This is a genomic window from Idiomarina abyssalis, from assembly GCF_900116625.1.
Lineage (GTDB): Bacteria > Pseudomonadota > Gammaproteobacteria > Enterobacterales > Alteromonadaceae > Idiomarina > Idiomarina abyssalis.
In genome coordinates, this window is sequence record NZ_FPBE01000001.1 from 181373 (window position 1) to 197939 (window position 16567).

The 16567-nt window shown below is 46.3% G+C and carries 14 protein-coding genes; 11 read left to right on the forward strand and 3 right to left on the reverse strand.

The window, feature by feature from the left end; translation table 11 throughout:
• Window positions 1–28 precede the first annotated feature (28 nt).
• Both recN and nadK read right to left on the reverse strand, forming a co-directional pair.
• A complete protein-coding gene (gene recN / locus BM359_RS00845) occupies window positions 29–1693 on the reverse strand; it encodes a DNA repair protein RecN (RefSeq protein WP_054487020.1) in 1665 nt (554 codons plus the stop codon).
• Between the two features lie 80 nt (window positions 1694–1773).
• Window positions 1774–2652, reverse strand: coding sequence for an NAD(+) kinase (gene nadK / locus BM359_RS00850; RefSeq protein ID WP_054487022.1), 879 nt, complete (start codon window positions 2650–2652; stop codon window positions 1774–1776).
• Window positions 2653–2794: 142 nt separating this feature from the next.
• Between nadK and grpE the strand changes: the two genes are divergently transcribed.
• The 10 genes from grpE to BM359_RS00900 all read left to right on the forward strand — a co-directional run bounded on the left by grpE (window position 2795) and on the right by BM359_RS00900 (window position 15537).
• The gene (gene grpE / locus BM359_RS00855) at window positions 2795–3460 is read left to right on the forward strand and encodes a nucleotide exchange factor GrpE (RefSeq protein ID WP_054487024.1); all 666 of its coding nucleotides are present in this window, start codon (window positions 2795–2797) and stop codon (window positions 3458–3460) included.
• 105 nt (window positions 3461–3565) lie between these two features.
• Window positions 3566–5494, forward strand: a complete 1929-nt coding sequence (dnaK, locus tag BM359_RS00860; RefSeq protein WP_054487026.1) for a molecular chaperone DnaK — start codon at window positions 3566–3568, stop codon at window positions 5492–5494.
• A gap of 102 nt (window positions 5495–5596) precedes the next feature.
• Window positions 5597–6748, forward strand: a complete 1152-nt coding sequence (gene dnaJ / locus BM359_RS00865; protein ID WP_054487028.1) for a molecular chaperone DnaJ — start codon at window positions 5597–5599, stop codon at window positions 6746–6748.
• A gap of 50 nt (window positions 6749–6798) precedes the next feature.
• Window positions 6799–7632, forward strand: a complete 834-nt coding sequence (locus BM359_RS00870) for a M48 family metallopeptidase (RefSeq protein ID WP_054487030.1) — start codon at window positions 6799–6801, stop codon at window positions 7630–7632.
• A gap of 129 nt (window positions 7633–7761) precedes the next feature.
• A complete protein-coding gene (locus BM359_RS00875; protein ID WP_054487032.1) occupies window positions 7762–8994 on the forward strand; it encodes a dicarboxylate/amino acid:cation symporter in 1233 nt (410 codons plus the stop codon).
• On the forward strand, window positions 8994–9800 hold the full coding sequence (gene dapB, locus BM359_RS00880; protein WP_054487034.1) for a 4-hydroxy-tetrahydrodipicolinate reductase: 807 nt from the start codon (window positions 8994–8996) through the stop codon (window positions 9798–9800). Before BM359_RS00875 ends, dapB begins: the two co-directional genes overlap by 1 nt.
• A 158-nt stretch (window positions 9801–9958) precedes the next feature.
• Window positions 9959–11104, forward strand: a complete 1146-nt coding sequence (carA, locus tag BM359_RS00885; RefSeq protein ID WP_054487036.1) for a glutamine-hydrolyzing carbamoyl-phosphate synthase small subunit — start codon at window positions 9959–9961, stop codon at window positions 11102–11104.
• Between the two features lie 58 nt (window positions 11105–11162).
• Entirely contained in the window at window positions 11163–14387 is a 3225-nt protein-coding gene (gene carB / locus BM359_RS00890) for a carbamoyl-phosphate synthase large subunit (protein ID WP_054487038.1), read from the forward strand.
• Window positions 14384–14860, forward strand: coding sequence for a transcription elongation factor GreA (gene greA, locus BM359_RS00895; protein WP_054487040.1), 477 nt, complete (start codon window positions 14384–14386; stop codon window positions 14858–14860). The genes carB and greA overlap by 4 nt, the downstream gene beginning before the upstream one ends.
• A 149-nt stretch (window positions 14861–15009) precedes the next feature.
• Window positions 15010–15537: a hypothetical protein gene (locus BM359_RS00900; RefSeq protein WP_054487042.1), complete on the forward strand. Its 528-nt coding sequence runs from the start codon at window positions 15010–15012 to the stop codon at window positions 15535–15537.
• Here the strand turns inward: BM359_RS00900 and yhbY are convergent.
• Window positions 15534–15830: a ribosome assembly RNA-binding protein YhbY gene (gene yhbY, locus BM359_RS00905; RefSeq protein ID WP_054487044.1), complete on the reverse strand. Its 297-nt coding sequence runs from the start codon at window positions 15828–15830 to the stop codon at window positions 15534–15536. The genes BM359_RS00900 and yhbY overlap by 4 nt on opposite strands.
• 91 nt (window positions 15831–15921) lie before the next feature.
• Here yhbY and rlmE point away from each other — a divergent pair, with 91 nt between their 5' ends.
• The gene (gene rlmE, locus BM359_RS00910) at window positions 15922–16548 is read left to right on the forward strand and encodes a 23S rRNA (uridine(2552)-2'-O)-methyltransferase RlmE (RefSeq protein WP_054487046.1); all 627 of its coding nucleotides are present in this window, start codon (window positions 15922–15924) and stop codon (window positions 16546–16548) included.
• The last annotated feature ends 19 nt before the right edge of the window (window positions 16549–16567 follow it).

The window sequence follows — 16567 nt, forward strand, 5'->3', positions numbered from 1 at the left end:
CTTCATCGAACGCCAGCATAGAACGAATTTAACTGGCGAGTAACTCTTTAGCATTCGCTTTTGCCATGTCAGTCACTTTGTCGCCACCGAGTAGCCGTGCCAATTCAATAACTCGCTGCTCATTTGATAATGCTGTAACCGCCGTCTCTGTCTCCGCACCATCTGTTGTCTTACTCACCTGTAGCTGGTGGTGAGCTTTTGCAGCAACCTGAGGTAAATGAGTGACACAAATAACTTGTGACGTTTTCCCCAGCTTTTGAAGCATAGAGCCGACGATAGCTGCTGTAGGCCCGCTGACACCAACATCAACTTCATCAAACATCATGGTGGGTACCGTCTTCTGAGTCGCCGTCATGACCTGTATGGCAAGGCTTATTCTTGAAAGTTCACCACCAGAGGCGACTTTATTCAATGATTGTATTGGTTGCCCAGGGTTCGTTGTTACGAGAAAGTCGACTTGATCTGTACCTAAGCGAGTCGCCCGTGCGCTGGCATCATGCTCTACCTGAATGACGAAACGCCCGTGTGGCATATTAAGTTCATGCATAGACTGGCTGATTTTCTGGCTTAATTCTTTTGCCGCCTGTTCGCGACTATTGGAGAGCTTTTGCGCGCTATCCCGATAGGTTTTACGGGCCTGCTGTCTTTCTTCATCAAGTTGCTCTGCGTGCTCGCCGGCTTGCTCCAGACTATTTAATTCAGCGATAAGTTTTTTGTGCTGCTGACTTAACTCTGCACCGGGTATTTGATGTTTTTTAGCAAGGTTAATAGCGGTACTTAAACGTTCTTCAACTACTTGGAGCTCACCGGGGTCCAGCTCCAGGTCATCCTGATATTGCCTTAACTCCAGAGCCGCTTCTTCAATATGTACTTTGGCCTGTTGCAGTAACTGATTAATGGGGGTGAGAGCTGTATCCATTTCTGCAGCTTCCTCAAGCCTTTGGCTTGCTGACTGAACTAAGCCGGCTGCATTATTATGTTCGCCTTCATAAAGTGCGTTTAAAGCAAATACGCCAACCTCAAGCAAAACCTTACTGTTGCTCAAACGCTTGTGTTTTTGATCCAGTTCCTCAAACTCACCATCAGTTAGGGCAAACTCATTTAATTCATTGACTTGATACTCAAGAAGCTGACGCTGAGCTTCCAGTTCTTCTTTTTGTTGCTGATAATGTTGATACTGTTTTTCGACAGAAGCCCAATTTCGATAATCTTCCTGGACTTTATCCAGAAAATGCTGATGACGAGCATAACTGTCCAACAGACTTAACTGGTGATCTTCTTTTAGTAGCAGCTGGTGTTCGTGCTGCCCGTGAATGTTTACCAACAAGGGAGCCAGAGATTTTTGTTGACTCAAAGGAACAGGAGTTCCGTTTATCCAGGCTTTAGAGCGGCCATCGCGCTGAATAACCCGGCGTAATACGCAGTCTTCGTCGGCTTCAAATTCGTTGCTTATTAACCATTGGTATGCGGGGCTGTCGGCTTCAAGTGTAAAAACGGCAGAGATTTCCGCTTTCTCTTGCCCCGGGCGGACCCAGTTTGCGTCGGCTCTACTGCCCAGACATAGGCTTAGCGCATCTAAAGCTATTGATTTACCGGCACCCGTTTCGCCGGTGATGGCAGTCATGCCGTTATGAAATTCAATGTCTAAAGACTTAACGACGGCAAAGTTGCGAACAGTTAATTGCGATAACATAGCCTTCGCTCCAATACTGTTGATATGTACAGGTTATACAGTATTTATACAGTAGTCTTTGAAAAATGCAAGTTTGCGAATTAAAAAAGCCGGCTACCCCAGCCCAGCTTGTTACGCAATACATGGTAATAATTGTGGTCTATCGGATGAATCATTCTTAAAGTTTTAGCGTATTTTTTAATAATGACATCATCACCGGGATGCACCGTCATTCGGGCGTGACCATCGCAACTGATCTGAAGTAAGTCGTTATCATAAGCGGCTTTAAGACGGACTTCACTGTTGCCGTCAACAACGATTGGTCGACTACTTAAGGTGTGCGGGAACATTGGTACCAGCGTCATGGCGTCAAGGCCGGGGTGTAAAATGGGGCCACCACCGGAGAGTGAATAAGCGGTAGAACCTGTTGGTGTTGCGCAAATTAATCCATCTGAGCGTTGGCTGAAGACAAAGTGATCATCGACATAAAGTTCGAACTCTATCATGTGAGCGACTTTGTCTGAGTGCAGTACTATTTCATTAATTGCACGACCGGTGCCGGATGACTCTCCATTACTAATGACTTCCGCTGAGAGCAGAAAGCGCTCTTCAACGTGGTAGTCCCCGTTTAAAACGGCAAGTAGGGGAGTCATAACTTCATCTGGATCCAAATCGGTCAGAAAACCTAAATTGCCCCGGTTAACACCGATGACACCAACGTTATGTTCGCACAAGGCTCTGGCAGCCCCCAGCATATTGCCGTCGCCGCCAACGACAATGGCAATTTCCGCCCATTCCCCTAAGTCCTGAAGACTGAGTGTTTCAACTTGCTCTGGTAAGGCCAGCTGTTCGGCCGTGCGGGTTTCCAGGCATAGACTGAATCCGCGATGGATTAAAGCGGTAGTAATTGTTTCTAAGGTTAACTGGGTACCACGATCATTGGCTTTTCCAAGCAATCCAATTTTTTTAAAAGCACTCATTCACAGGATCCTTATGCGGTCTTGTGGTTACGCTACGATGAGCAAGAAAATTTATCAAGTGAGAGAAATCCCCTTGAAAGAAAAAAACTTGCCCCCATTAACTTGGCAACCTTAATTTAAAACTGGTTAAAGAGAGTCACTTATGACCGACAAAAACGATTCTAAACAAAAAGCTGAAGCGGCTAACGAACCGACAGTAGAGCAGCAGAAAGCTGAGCAGGAAGCCGCGCAAGCGGCGGAAGATGCGTTGCAGCAGGATGTAACTGCTGATGAGGCTGAAACAGCAGGTCAGTCGTCTGAGCAAACCGATCGCATTGCTGAGCTAGAGCTTGCGCTGAGTAAAGCTGAAGCAAAAGTGAATGATCAGCGTGACTCGGTGCTTCGCACACAGGCTGAAATGGAAAATGTTCGTCGCCGAGCTAGTCAGGATGTTGAAAAGGCACATAAGTTCGCGCTGGAAAAGTTCGCTAACGAGATACTGACTTCGGTAGATAACTTAGAGCGTGCTTTACAGCTGGCTGATAAAGAAGACGAAGCGAACAAAAATTTTGTGGAAGGTATAGAGCTGACCTACAAAAGCTTAACTTCAACGCTTGAAAAATTCGGCGTTAAAGCCATAGGTGAAGAAGGCGAAGCCTTTAATCCCGATCAGCATCAGGCTATGTCGATGCAGGAGTCGGAGGAACACCCTAACAACACGATTATGGCAGTTATGCAAAAAGGCTACGAGCTGAATGGACGCTTGTTGCGCCCAGCGATGGTGATGGTTGCGCGTAACTCGAGCTCTGGTGTCGACACTAAAGCGTAACAAAATTGAAAATTATCCCCTTGTTGGGTATTGAAATTCAGACATGGGCACCCCAGATAAAGGGTATCGAAACAAATTACATGAATTAGAAGTTGGAGACGAATCATGGGTAAAACGATTGGTATTGATTTAGGTACAACAAACTCTTGTGTTGCTGTACTGGATGGTGGCAAAGCTCGCGTAATTGAAAACGGCGAAGGCGACCGTACAACCCCGTCAGTAGTTGCATTCACTGACGATGGCGAAATTTTGGTAGGTTCACCGGCGAAACGTCAGGCAGTAACCAACCCAAACAAAACCTTGTTTGCGATTAAGCGCTTAATAGGCCGTCGCTTTCAAGACGAAGAAGTACAACGCGACATCGGTATCATGCCTTACAAAATTGTTAAGGCAGACAATGGCGATGCATGGGTAGAAATTGATGGTGATAAGAAAGCACCACCACAGATTTCTGCTGAAGTTTTGAAGAAAATGAAGAAGACCGCCGAAGAGTTTTTGGGTGAGTCGGTAACTGATGCGGTAATTACTGTACCTGCGTACTTCAACGATGCTCAGCGTCAGGCAACCAAAGACGCGGGTAAAATCGCAGGACTTAACGTAAAACGCATTATTAACGAGCCAACAGCGGCTGCATTGGCGTACGGTATGGACAAGAAGTCCGGCGACAATGTAATTGCTGTGTATGACTTAGGCGGTGGTACGTTCGATATCTCAATCATCGAAATTGATGAAGTAGAAGGCGAACACACGTTTGAAGTACTGGCGACTAATGGTGACACGCATTTAGGTGGTGAAGATTTCGATAACCGCTTAATCAACTACTTAGTTGAGCAGTTCGAAAAAGACCAGGGCATTGACCTGCGTAAAGATCCGCTGGCTATGCAGCGCTTAAAAGAAGCGGCAGAGAAAGCGAAGATTGAATTGTCATCTGCGCAGCAGACCGAAGTTAACCTGCCTTATATTACGGCAGACAACACCGGTCCTAAGCACATGGCTATTAAAGTGACTCGTGCAAAACTGGAGTCACTGGTTGAAGACTTAATTAAGAAGTCGCTTGAGCCATTGAAGCAGGCACTAGCGGATGCGGACCTTTCAGTGAGTGATATTGAAGATATCATCATGGTCGGTGGTCAGACTCGTATGCCGAAAGTACAGGCTGCAGTAACGGACTTCTTTGGTAAAGAGCCCCGCCGCGACGTGAACCCTGATGAAGCGGTTGCCGTTGGTGCTGCGGTTCAGGCGGGTGTACTGCAGGGCGACGTTAAAGACGTGCTGCTGTTAGACGTATGTCCTCTGTCGCTGGGTATTGAAACCATGGGCGGCGTAATGACGAAACTGATTGAGAAGAACACCACGATTCCAACCAAAGAATCGCAAACCTTCTCAACGGCTGAAGACAATCAGTCTGCAGTAACCATCCATGTTATACAGGGTGAACGTAAACGCGCAGGGGATAACAAATCTCTGGGTCAGTTTAACCTGGAAGGCATTCGTGCAGCAGCTCGTGGTGTACCACAAATCGAAGTCACTTTTGACATTGATGCGGACGGTATTCTGCACGTATCAGCCAAAGATAAAGACACAGGTAAAGAGCAGAAGATTACGATCAAAGCATCTTCTGGTCTGGATGAGTCTGAAGTCGATAAAATGGTTAAAGATGCCGAGGCTCACGCTGAGGAAGATAAGAAATTTGAAGAAATGGTTCAGGCACGTAACCAGGCCGATGGTTTGGTTCACGCAACCCGTAACCAGCTGAAAGAAGTTGGCGATGCCTTGTCTCAGGAAGACAAAGATGCGATTGAGAAAGCTTGTGAAGAACTTGAGCAAGCCTCTAAAGATGGTGATAAAGAAGCCATTGATGCAAAATCTCAAGCGCTGATGGAAGCGTCGCAGAAGCTGATGGAAGCGGCTCAACAGCAGCAAGCTCAGCAAGGAGCTGAAAGTGCGGCTGGCGGCGAACAGCAATCTTCCAAAGCCGATGACGATGTCGTTGATGCTGAATTTGAAGAAGTTAAAGACGACGATAAGAAGTAAGCATTAAGGCAACTTCGCAAAAGCACACGGGTGTTGCCGCAAGGTAATACCCGTGTATTTGTATCAGGCTGACATACCAGCATAGATAGAAGACGAAGAATTATGGCGACGCAAGATTTTTATCAGGTTCTGGGCGTATCAAAAGACGCTAACGAACGTGACATTAAAAAAGCCTACAAACGTATGGCGATGAAGTATCACCCCGACAGAACTAAGGGTGATAAAGAGATGGAAATAAAGTTTAAGGAAATTAAACAGGCGTACGAAGTCCTTTCCGATCCTCAAAAACGTCAGATGTATGATCAATATGGGCACGAAGCCTTCGAACAAGCACGTCAGGGCGGCGGTGGCCATGGTGCAGGTGGATTCGGCGGTGGTGCTGATTTTGCTGATATCTTTGGCGATGTATTTGGTGATATTTTTGGTGGTGGCAGACGCCAGCAGGCACGCGCTCAGCGTGGAGCAGACTTACGTTACAACCTGGATATGTCGCTGGAAGAAGCGGTTCGCGGTAAGACTGTCGAGCTGGAGATTCCAACGCTGGTTGAATGTGGTGACTGTGGCGGCAGCGGTGCTAAAAAAGGCAGTAAACCGCAGACTTGTGGACATTGTCATGGTGCCGGTCAAATTCAAATGCGCCAAGGCTTTTTCGCTGTACAGCAAACCTGTCCGCAGTGTCGGGGTAAAGGCACGATTATCAGTGATCCTTGCCGTACTTGTCATGGTCAGGGCCGTAAGGAAGAAACCAAAACCTTATCGGTTAAGATCCCATCGGGTGTCGATACCGGTGACCGCATTCGTTTAGCCAATGAAGGTGAAGCGGGTGAACATGGAGCGCCTGCCGGTGATTTATATGTTCAGGTTCATGTTCGTGAACATCCTATCTTCGCTCGTGATGGCAATAACTTATTCTGTGAGGTGCCGGTCAGTTTCACTAAAGCTGCTCTTGGCGGTGATATCGAAGTGCCGACGCTTGATGGCAAAGTGAAGCTTAAGGTTCCGAAAGAAACGCAGACAGGCAAGCATTTCAGATTGCGCGGTAAAGGCGTTAAGTCTGTGCGCACAGGTGCAGTAGGCGATTTAATCTGCAAAGTTGTGATTGAAACGCCTGTTAATTTGTCGTCCAAGCAGCGTGATATGCTTCAAGAGCTTGAAGATTCAATGGGAACGGGTGATGAAGCCGCAAAATTCCGACCCAAAGAAAAAGGCTTTTTTGACGGCGTAAAACAATTTTTTGATGACTTACGCAGTTAGATTGTCTATCACTATATAAGTGCATGACATAAAAAGACCGGAGGCAGTCAATGAATTGGAAAACCACAACGTTAAGTGCTTGTACGTTAGTTTTACTGGCGAGTTGTGCAGAATCTCCAACGGGACGTTCTCAGTTACAGCTTTATTCTAACAGTGAACTGAACAAAATGGGGGCTGCCTCTTATAAGGAAATGCGGGAAGAGGAAAAGATTAACGAGGATGCTGAAGTCAACGCTTATGTTCGTTGCATCAGTGATGCGTTAATTGAAAACTTGCCCGGTGATTACAGCCAAATGGATTGGCAGGTCACTGTGTTTGCGGAACCAACGGTGAATGCCTTTGCTCTGCCGGGTGGCTATATTGGTGTTTATGACGGTTTGATCGAAGTTGCCGAAAATCAGCATCAACTAGCCGCCGTTATTGGTCATGAAATTGGTCACGTTATTGCTGAACACAGTAATGAGCGGATTTCCAGCAACATGATGGTTGGGCTTGGGCTGCAACTGGGGGGCATACTTGCCAGTACGCAGCTTGATAGCAATGAAGCGGGTTTATTGATGGCTGCTTTAGGTGTTGGTGCTCAGGTCGGTATCCTGTTGCCTTATTCGCGTACTCATGAATCTGAGTCAGACGAATTAGGTATGGAATATATGGCAGACGCCGGCTTTAAACTGGATCAGGCTCCTGAGTTGTGGCGCAATATGCAAGCAGCATCAGGTGGTGAGTCTCCCCCTGAGTTGTTATCGACGCACCCGAACCCGCAAACCCGAATTAAAGATCTGGAAGCTTTAATTCCTTCTTTACAGGAAAGGTATGAAGCGGCTCGTGCTGCAGGAAACAAACCCGCTTGTGTACGTCCGGCTTCTGTAGACAGCGAAGACTGAAATCATTAAGGGGATTCGCAGGTTTCCCCTTAACCTCCCGAAAAGTTATAACCTAGTCCAATTTGTTCTTTTTGTTACTTCTATGAACGATTTACCCTAGCAGACATTTTTTAAAGCTGCTGGGGTTTTATGTTTAAAGCTTGGTTTGCAATTCCATTTTGGCAACGCGTTTTAGGCGCTTTTGTCTTAGGCATGTTGATAGGCGGGTTGGCACCTGAGGTGGGTGTAGCACTAAAACCACTTGGCGACCTGTTTATAAAAGCTATTAAGATGCTCGTTGCGCCACTTATTTTCTGTGCAATCGTTAGTGCAATAACTGATCTTAATGACGGCAAAAAGCTTGGACGACTGGGAGCCAAAACCGTTGGCTTGTTTATGGTTACCGCGGTTATAGCCAGCGCTATCGGTTTAACCCTGGCAAGTTTAATTGATATGAGCCCGGCAACGACGCTGACTGCCACTGAGCAGGCAGAAAAACAAATTCCGAGTGTTGCTCAGGTATTCCTCAATTTTGTGCCCAGTAATCCTTTTGCCGCTCTGACTGAAGGCAACGTTCTGCAAATTGTAGTATTTGCTGCATTGGTCGGTATTGCTATTCAGCGTTTAAAAGAACGGGGCGAGCCTTTGCGCAAGACCATTAAGTCTGGCGCAGAGGTGATGTATGAAATTACTCGCATGGTCTTACAATTGACTCCAATAGGCGTACTTGGATTAATGTCCTGGGTTATCGGTGAGTATGGTTTTAGTACTTTACTGCCGCTGGCTAAGTTTGTCGGGGTTATTTATTTGGCCTGTCTTATTCATATTATTGTTGTTTATGGTGGTCTGATCCGCACCGCTGGGGGAATGAGCCCCTGGCAGTTTTTCAAAGCGATATTCGATGCACAGATTGTCGCCTTTACTACCTGCAGTTCGTTTGGCTCATTACCTGCCGCGCACCGGGCCGTTACCGAAAGGTTGGGCGTTTCTAAAGACTATGCCAGCTTTGTGTTACCGCTGGGTGCAACGATTAATATGGATGGTTGCGGTGGTATTTATCCGGCCGTTGCGTCTATTTTTATTGCGCAGCTGTACGGAATACCATTAGAGTGGATGGACTATGGCTTGATCATGTTGACGGCAACTTTAGCGTCAGTAGGAACTGCGGGCGTACCAGGCACCGCTTTAGTGATGCTGACCGTAACGCTGAATGTTATTGGCTTACCTTTAGAAGGTATTGCTTTTATCGCAGCTATTGACCGAATAATCGATATGGCCAGGACACTGACGAATGTGACCGGCGATATGATGGTTTCCAGAGTTGTTGCACGCAGTGAGAACCTGTTGCAGGATCAGGCCCCTTTAGCAACGGAGTCAAAATAATGATCAATGTGGGCGTGCTCGGAGCTTCCGGCCGAATGGGGACTGCTGTCATTCAGGCATTAACAACTGACAGTGATGCCAAGTTAGCCGCGGCGATAGTCCGGAAAAACAGCTCAAGTTACGGAAAAAGTGCGACGGAAAATGAACCCATTCACTTTATCAGTGCTGAGGAGTTGCAACCTGACCGAATCGACGTCCTGATTGATTTTTCATTACCTGAAGCATTAATTGAGAACCTGAAGCTTGCTGAACAGTATCAACTGCCTATAGTCGTTTGCACCACAGGTTTGAACGACGAACAGAAAGAACGCCTGGCGCAAACGGCGAAAGCAGTGCCTGTATTATATGCCAGTAATACCAGCATAGGCATAGCGTTACTTGAGCAGCTGGTGGGGCTCAGCAGCGCCGCGTTACCCGATGCAGACATCGAAATTTTTGAAGCACACCATCGTCATAAAAAAGATGGCCCGTCGGGGACGGCGATTACTTTGGGACAAGCCGCAGCAAAAGGCCGGGAGCAAAGTTGGCAGGAAGTAAATGATGGTGTCCGGGCTGATGGTGTGCGTAGTGAAAAGGGGATAGGCTTTTCAGTAATGCGGGCGGCGGATATTGTGGGCGAACATCAGGTGACTCTGGCTGTTGACGGCGAACGCGTAGAAATTGGTCACAGAGTCAGTAATCGTAAGATTTTTGCGGAGGGCGCTATAAGGGCTGCTAAATGGCTTAAAGAGCAAGCTCCTGGGTTATTCAGTCTGCAAGACACACTTAACTTGCAGGATATCCTGCAACGCTTACTTCAGCGATAAATACTGCTGGACGATTTTCGTAAAATTTCGTAGAATAAGTGCAATTTGCCTGAATCAGTCCGAAGGCTGGCGTGATTTGGCAAAATGCGCGGTTCAGGACGCAAAACGGGGAAGTCAAATTATTGATTCACCCGTTTTTTTATGTACGGAGGTTGCCCTTGAGTATTCTAGCGAGTCAATCCGCTAAACGAGCGATTCTGGTGCTTGCTGATGGGACCGTGTTTCGCGGGACCGCTATTGGAGCCGAAGGCTCCGCAGTCGGCGAAGTGGTCTTTAACACGGCCATGACAGGCTACCAGGAAATTCTTACCGACCCATCTTATACCGAACAAATCGTTACTCTAACTTATCCCCATATTGGCAATACCGGCACCAACTCAGAAGATGAAGAGTCTGACAAGGTTTGGGCCAAAGGTCTTATCATTAGAGACTTGGCAATGAAAGCCAGTAACTTCCGTAGTGAGGAAACCTTGAGTGCCTATTTGCAACGTCATAATGTGGTAGGCATTGCGGACATTGATACGCGCCGTTTAACTCGCATATTGCGCGAGAAAGGTGCTCAAAATGGCTGCATCATGGTTGGTGAACTGGATGAAAACAAAGCGCAGGAATTAGCGCAGAAGTTTCCCGGATTAAAAGGCATGGACCTTGCCAAAGAAGTTTGCTGTGACAAAGCTTATGACTGGTCTGGTGGTAGTTGGCAGTTGGGCGAAGGGCACACCAAGCCTGAACAGAGTCAGTACCATGTGGTTGCATACGATTATGGGTGTAAGCACAACATTTTACGCTTGCTGGCAGACAGAAACTGTAAAATTACCGTTGTACCGGCACAGACCTCGGCTGAAGAAGTTTTAAAGCTAAACCCGGACGGTATTTTCTTGTCGAACGGGCCTGGCGACCCAGAGCCTTGTGACTACGCTATTACAGCAATCAAGACCTTACTGGATAAGGACATTCCAATATTTGGTATTTGTCTTGGACATCAATTGCTGGCCATCGCCAGTGGTGCGAGTTCAATGAAAATGAAGTTCGGCCACCATGGTGCGAACCATCCCGTACAAGATTTGAAAACGAAGCGGGTTATGATCACCAGTCAGAACCATGGCTTTGCGGTGGATGAAAAACAGTTACCAAACAACCTGGAAGTGACTCACGTGTCGTTGTTTGACGGAACACTGCAGGGGATTCATCGTAAAGATAAACCTGCGTTTAGTTTCCAGGGGCACCCGGAAGCAAGCCCTGGTCCACATGATGCCAGTGAACTGTTTGACCACTTTATTGAATTGATGCAGGCCAACGCCTGATTCGTCGAATGATATTCGATACCGTCATCCGTAGCGAAAGGACAGATAGAGCGACTTTATGCCAAAACGTACCGACATTAAAAGTATTCTGATTCTGGGCGCAGGCCCGATTGTTATTGGCCAGGCGTGTGAGTTTGATTACTCTGGAGCTCAAGCGTGTAAAGCGCTGCGCGAAGAAGGTTACCGGGTAATTCTGGTTAACTCTAACCCCGCTACCATTATGACCGATCCGGAAATGGCCGATGCCACTTATATTGAGCCCATTCACTGGGAAGTGGTCGAGAAGATTATAGAGCGTGAACGTCCTGATGCTGTTTTACCGACCATGGGTGGGCAAACGGCTTTGAATTGCGCTTTGGATCTTGACCGACACGGTGTACTTGAACGTTATAAAGTGGAAATGATTGGCGCCAATGCAGACGCTATTGATAAAGCCGAGAACCGTGACCGCTTTGACAAAGCGATGAAAGCAATTGGACTTGAGACACCTAACGCTGAAATGGCACACAGCTTAGATGAAGCCTTCGATGTACTTAGCCGATTGGGTTTCCCTTGTATTATTCGTCCGTCTTTCACTATGGGTGGTAGCGGCGGCGGTATTGCTTATAACCGCGAAGAATTTGAAGAAATATGTCGTCGTGGTCTGGACTTATCGCCAACTAATGAGTTGTTAATTGACGAATCGTTACTGGGCTGGAAAGAGTACGAAATGGAAGTTGTGCGCGACAAAAGCGACAACTGCATCATTGTTTGTACTATTGAAAACTTTGACCCTATGGGCATTCACACCGGTGACTCAATTACGGTTGCGCCTGCCCAGACGTTGACAGACAAAGAGTTCCAAATTATGCGTGACGCTGCCATGGCGGTATTGCGCGAAATTGGTGTGGAAACTGGTGGTTCAAACGTACAGTTTGGTGTTAACCCTGATACCGGTCGTATGGTTATCATTGAAATGAACCCCAGGGTATCGCGTTCTTCTGCACTGGCTTCAAAAGCTACAGGCTTCCCAATTGCTAAAGTTGCTGCCAAACTCGCCGTTGGTTACACCCTGGATGAGCTTGAAAATGAAATAACAGGCGGCAGAACGCCCGCTTCATTTGAGCCTGCACTTGACTACGTTGTGACAAAAATCCCACGTTTCAACTTTGAAAAATTTGCTAACTGTAATGACCGCCTGACCACGCAAATGAAGTCGGTTGGTGAAGTTATGGCTATTGGGCGTAACTTCCAGGAGTCAATGCAAAAGGCTCTAAGAGGTTTAGAACTTGGTGCTTCGGGTTTTGATCCCATTGTTGAGATTGATTCAAAAGACGCTCGTTCTAAAGTTATCCGTGAGCTTAAAGAGCCAGGCGCTGAAAGAATTTGGTATATCGCCGATGCATTCCGCTTGGGCATGACCGTTCGAGAAGTGTTTGAGCTGACACGAATTGATGAGTGGTACCTGATTCAAATTGAAGAGCTGGTTAACCTTGAAAAAGAAGTTGATGAGCTTGGCTTGGCCGGACTGACCTCTGAGGTTATGACGGTACTGAAGCGGCGCGGCTTCGCCGACTCACGAATTGCTGATGTTTTACACGTCAGCGAAGCAGAAGTTCGTAAAAAGCGTCACAAGTTTAAAATTCATCCCGTTTATAAACGAGTTGATACCTGTGCGGCGGAGTTTGCTTCGGGTACTGCTTATATGTACTCAAGTTACGATGAAGAGTGCGAATCGGCACCGTCGGATAAAGACAAGATAATGGTTATTGGCGGTGGGCCTAACCGCATAGGGCAGGGTATAGAGTTCGATTATTGCTGTGTGCATGCCTCACTGGCTTTACGCGAAGATGGTTATGAAACCATTATGGTGAACTGTAACCCGGAAACCGTTTCAACGGATTATGACACCTCTGATCGCCTTTACTTTGAGCCGATTACTCTTGAAGACGTACTGGAAATTGTACGCATTGAGAAGCCTAAAGGGGTTATTGTTCAGTACGGTGGCCAGACACCATTGAAATTAGCTCGTGAACTTGAGGCAAATGGCGTTCCGATTATTGGTACATCACCCGATGCTATCGACCGAGCAGAAGATCGCTCTAGATTCCAGACCGCAGTACGTCGCCTTGGCTTAAAACAACCGGAAAACTCAACGGTAACCGGGTTTAACGAGGCATTAACGGAAGCTAAGCGTATTGGTTATCCGTTGGTTGTGCGCCCATCCTACGTATTGGGTGGCCGGGCTATGGAAATTGTTTATGATGAAGCCGACTTGCAACGTTATTTGACCGATGCGGTCAAAGTATCTAACGATGCACCGGTACTGCTGGACCGTTTCCTTGATAATGCGGTTGAAGTGGATGTCGATGCTATTTGTGACGGTAAGGATGTGCTCATTGGCGGTATCATGCAGCATATTGAAGAGGCAGGGGTTCACTCAGGCGACTCGGCTTGCTCATTACCACCTTATTCTTTAAGCGATATCATTCAGGCACAACTGCGCGAACAAATGCGCAAGTTAGCTTTTGAGCTGAACGTAAATGGTTTGATGAATGCTCAGTTTGCTGTAAAAGATGAAGAAATTTACCTTATTGAAGTAAACCCAAGAGCGGCACGTACCGTACCTTTTGTTTCTAAGGCAACAGGCGTTCCATTAGCGAAAGTCGCCGCGCGGGTTATGGTGGGTCAGTCACTGCAGCAGCAGGGCTATGTGAAAGAAATTATTCCGCCATATTATTCGGTGAAAGAAGTGGTTATTCCTTTTGCTAAGTTTCAGGGTGTGGATCCAATCCGTGGCCCGGAGATGCGTTCAACCGGTGAGGTTATGGGTGTAGGTGAAAGCTTTGAAGAAGCCTATGCCAAAGCGAACCTTGGCGCGGGTGAAGCATTAGCGAAAAAAGGGAAAGCTCTGATTTCAGTAAAAGACAGTGATAAGCAACGTTTAATGGACCTGGCTCGTGGTTTATTAGCTTTAGGCTTTAGCCTGGAAGCGACGCGAGGTACGGCGAAAATGCTTGGTGAAGAAGGTATAGACTGCAGTATCGTTAATAAACTGCAGGAAGGGCGACCAAATATCGTTGATGCCATAAAAAATGGTGAATATAGTTATATTATCAATACGGTAGAAGGGCGTCGTGCGATAGAAGACTCTGTTTATATTCGTCGTGAAGCACTGTTGAATAAAGTGATTTATACTACAACGTTGAATGCTGCATTTGCGACAGTTAAAGCAAATACAGCGGATGATCGAGCTCGAGTCAGTTCGGTACAAGAATTACATAAAAGGGTGTCGTTAATATGAACCAGATTCCAATGACGGAACATGGCGCGCAATTGTTACGTGATGAGCTCAAGCGTTTAAAAACGGTAGAGCGCCCACGTATTGTTGAAGCTATAGCTGATGCACGCGAGCACGGAGATTTAAAAGAGAACGCTGAATATCACGCGGCGCGTGAGCAGCAAGGTTTTTGTGAAGGCCGTATTCAGGAAATTGAATCAAAACTTTCCAATGCACAAATTATTGATGTCACTAAAGTACCCAATAACGGAAAAGTTATTTTTGGTTCAACGGTCACCGTTTACAATACAAAAACGGACGAAGAAGTGACCTATAAGATCGTGGGTGACGATGAAGCTGATATTAAATCAAATTTAATTTCTGTGAACTCGCCAATAGCTCGCGCATTAATTGGTAAAGAAATTGACGAAATTGCAACAGTAACTACACCCAATGGTGAAGTTGAGTACGAAGTGGTTGCTGTAGAATATAAGTAATACTAAAACTCGTAATAAAAAGGCTGGAAACGAAAGTTTACCAGCCTTTTTGTTTTTATACGTCGAGTCGTTTGTTTTTTGTACTTGTTATTGTATAGTTCGCAGTTCAACTGGATTTTTAACATTAAATCAACAAAAGAAGAACTGCAATGGACAAGGAAACGTCACCAACATCTCAAACACCTCAATACACACCACTTGATGAATTAACGGTTACGGAATGCTTTGAACGTTTAAAGCTGGTTTCGCAGAAAGGAACCTATAAAGACGTTTCTCTGTGGCTAGGAAAAAAGCCTAACGACTATGCCAATAGGAAGCGCAGCAACAGAATACCCTTTGCTGAGATTATTCGAAAGTTACTGCAGGAACGAATCTCTTTAAATTGGTTTTTCGCACCGGGCTATACTTTGCACGAACCAACCTATTCCTATACTCAGCCAGATTATGTGAAAAGCAGTGTTGCAGAAGAAGAGCGTAAACGTCGACTTGAATTTCTAAAAGCCCATCGAAAAATAGAGCCTTTCCTAAAAGCCTACAACCTGGAAAGCGACGAACAATGCCTGGAAGTGATGCTGGATGTCTACTTTTCGACTAAAGACAAGTGGATGGAAAAGTCGCAGGCGTTGGAGCTGGTCGCTAAAGCATTGTCGCTAACGCCTGCGAGCAAAAGAGATTAGCCGCGGGGAAGGCGAATTTTAGGCTCTTCGGCTGGTCGGTATATCACCTGCGTTTTACCGATAATTTGCACTTCAGAAGCACCGGTTTCGTGTACAATAGTGGCCATAATTTGTTTTCTGAGCTCACGGTCTTCTTCCGGAACTTTTACTTTAATCAGTTCGTGGTGATCAAGTGCCTGCTCAATTTCTGCAAGAACACCTTCAGTCAGGCCGTTAGCCCCAAGCAGTACGACTGGCTTTAACGGGTGTGCCAGACCTTTTAAATGTTGTTTTTGCTTATTACTTAATGACATTCGATAATATCCGTTTTAGAGCTTGATTTTTTAACATTGTAACGCCAGATCAGGTATTCAGGCCAGACAATTAAGGAAACTTCGTTAAATTATGGGAAAAAAACGCAGTGTGAGCAGTCAACGCTGGCTGAAAGAACATTTTGACGATCAGTTTGTCCAAAAAGCACAGAAGAAAGGACTCCGTTCTCGTGCTGTTTTTAAGTTAGAGGAAATGCAGCAAAAAGATAAGTTGATCAAAAAGGGTCAAACTGTCGTTGATTTAGGTGCTGCTCCCGGAGGATGGTCTGAGTACGTAGCTGACTACTTTAACGGAGATGGTCAGGTTATTGCCTGCGATATTTTGGCGATGGATCCAATCGTCGGAGTCGATTTCCTCCAGGGCGACTTTAGGGAAGAAGCGGTATTAAATGCATTGCTTGATCGTATTGGTGGTAAAAATGTTGATGTTGTGCTGTCGGATATGGCACCAAATATGAGTGGTAATGGTACGGTAGATCAGGCTCGCTCTATGTATTTAGTAGAGCTGGCGCTGGATATGTGTCACCAGGTTTTAAAGCCTGGCGGGAGTTTTGTCGTAAAGGTGTTTCAGGGACAGGGTTTTGAACCTTTCCTAAAAGACATGCGTGCGGCATTTAACAATGTGAAAACCAGAAAACCAGAGTCCTCCCGGGCACGTTCCAGAGAGGTCTACTTGGTAGCGACAGATTATAAACTGTAGTACCCTGTTGGGTAGTTGA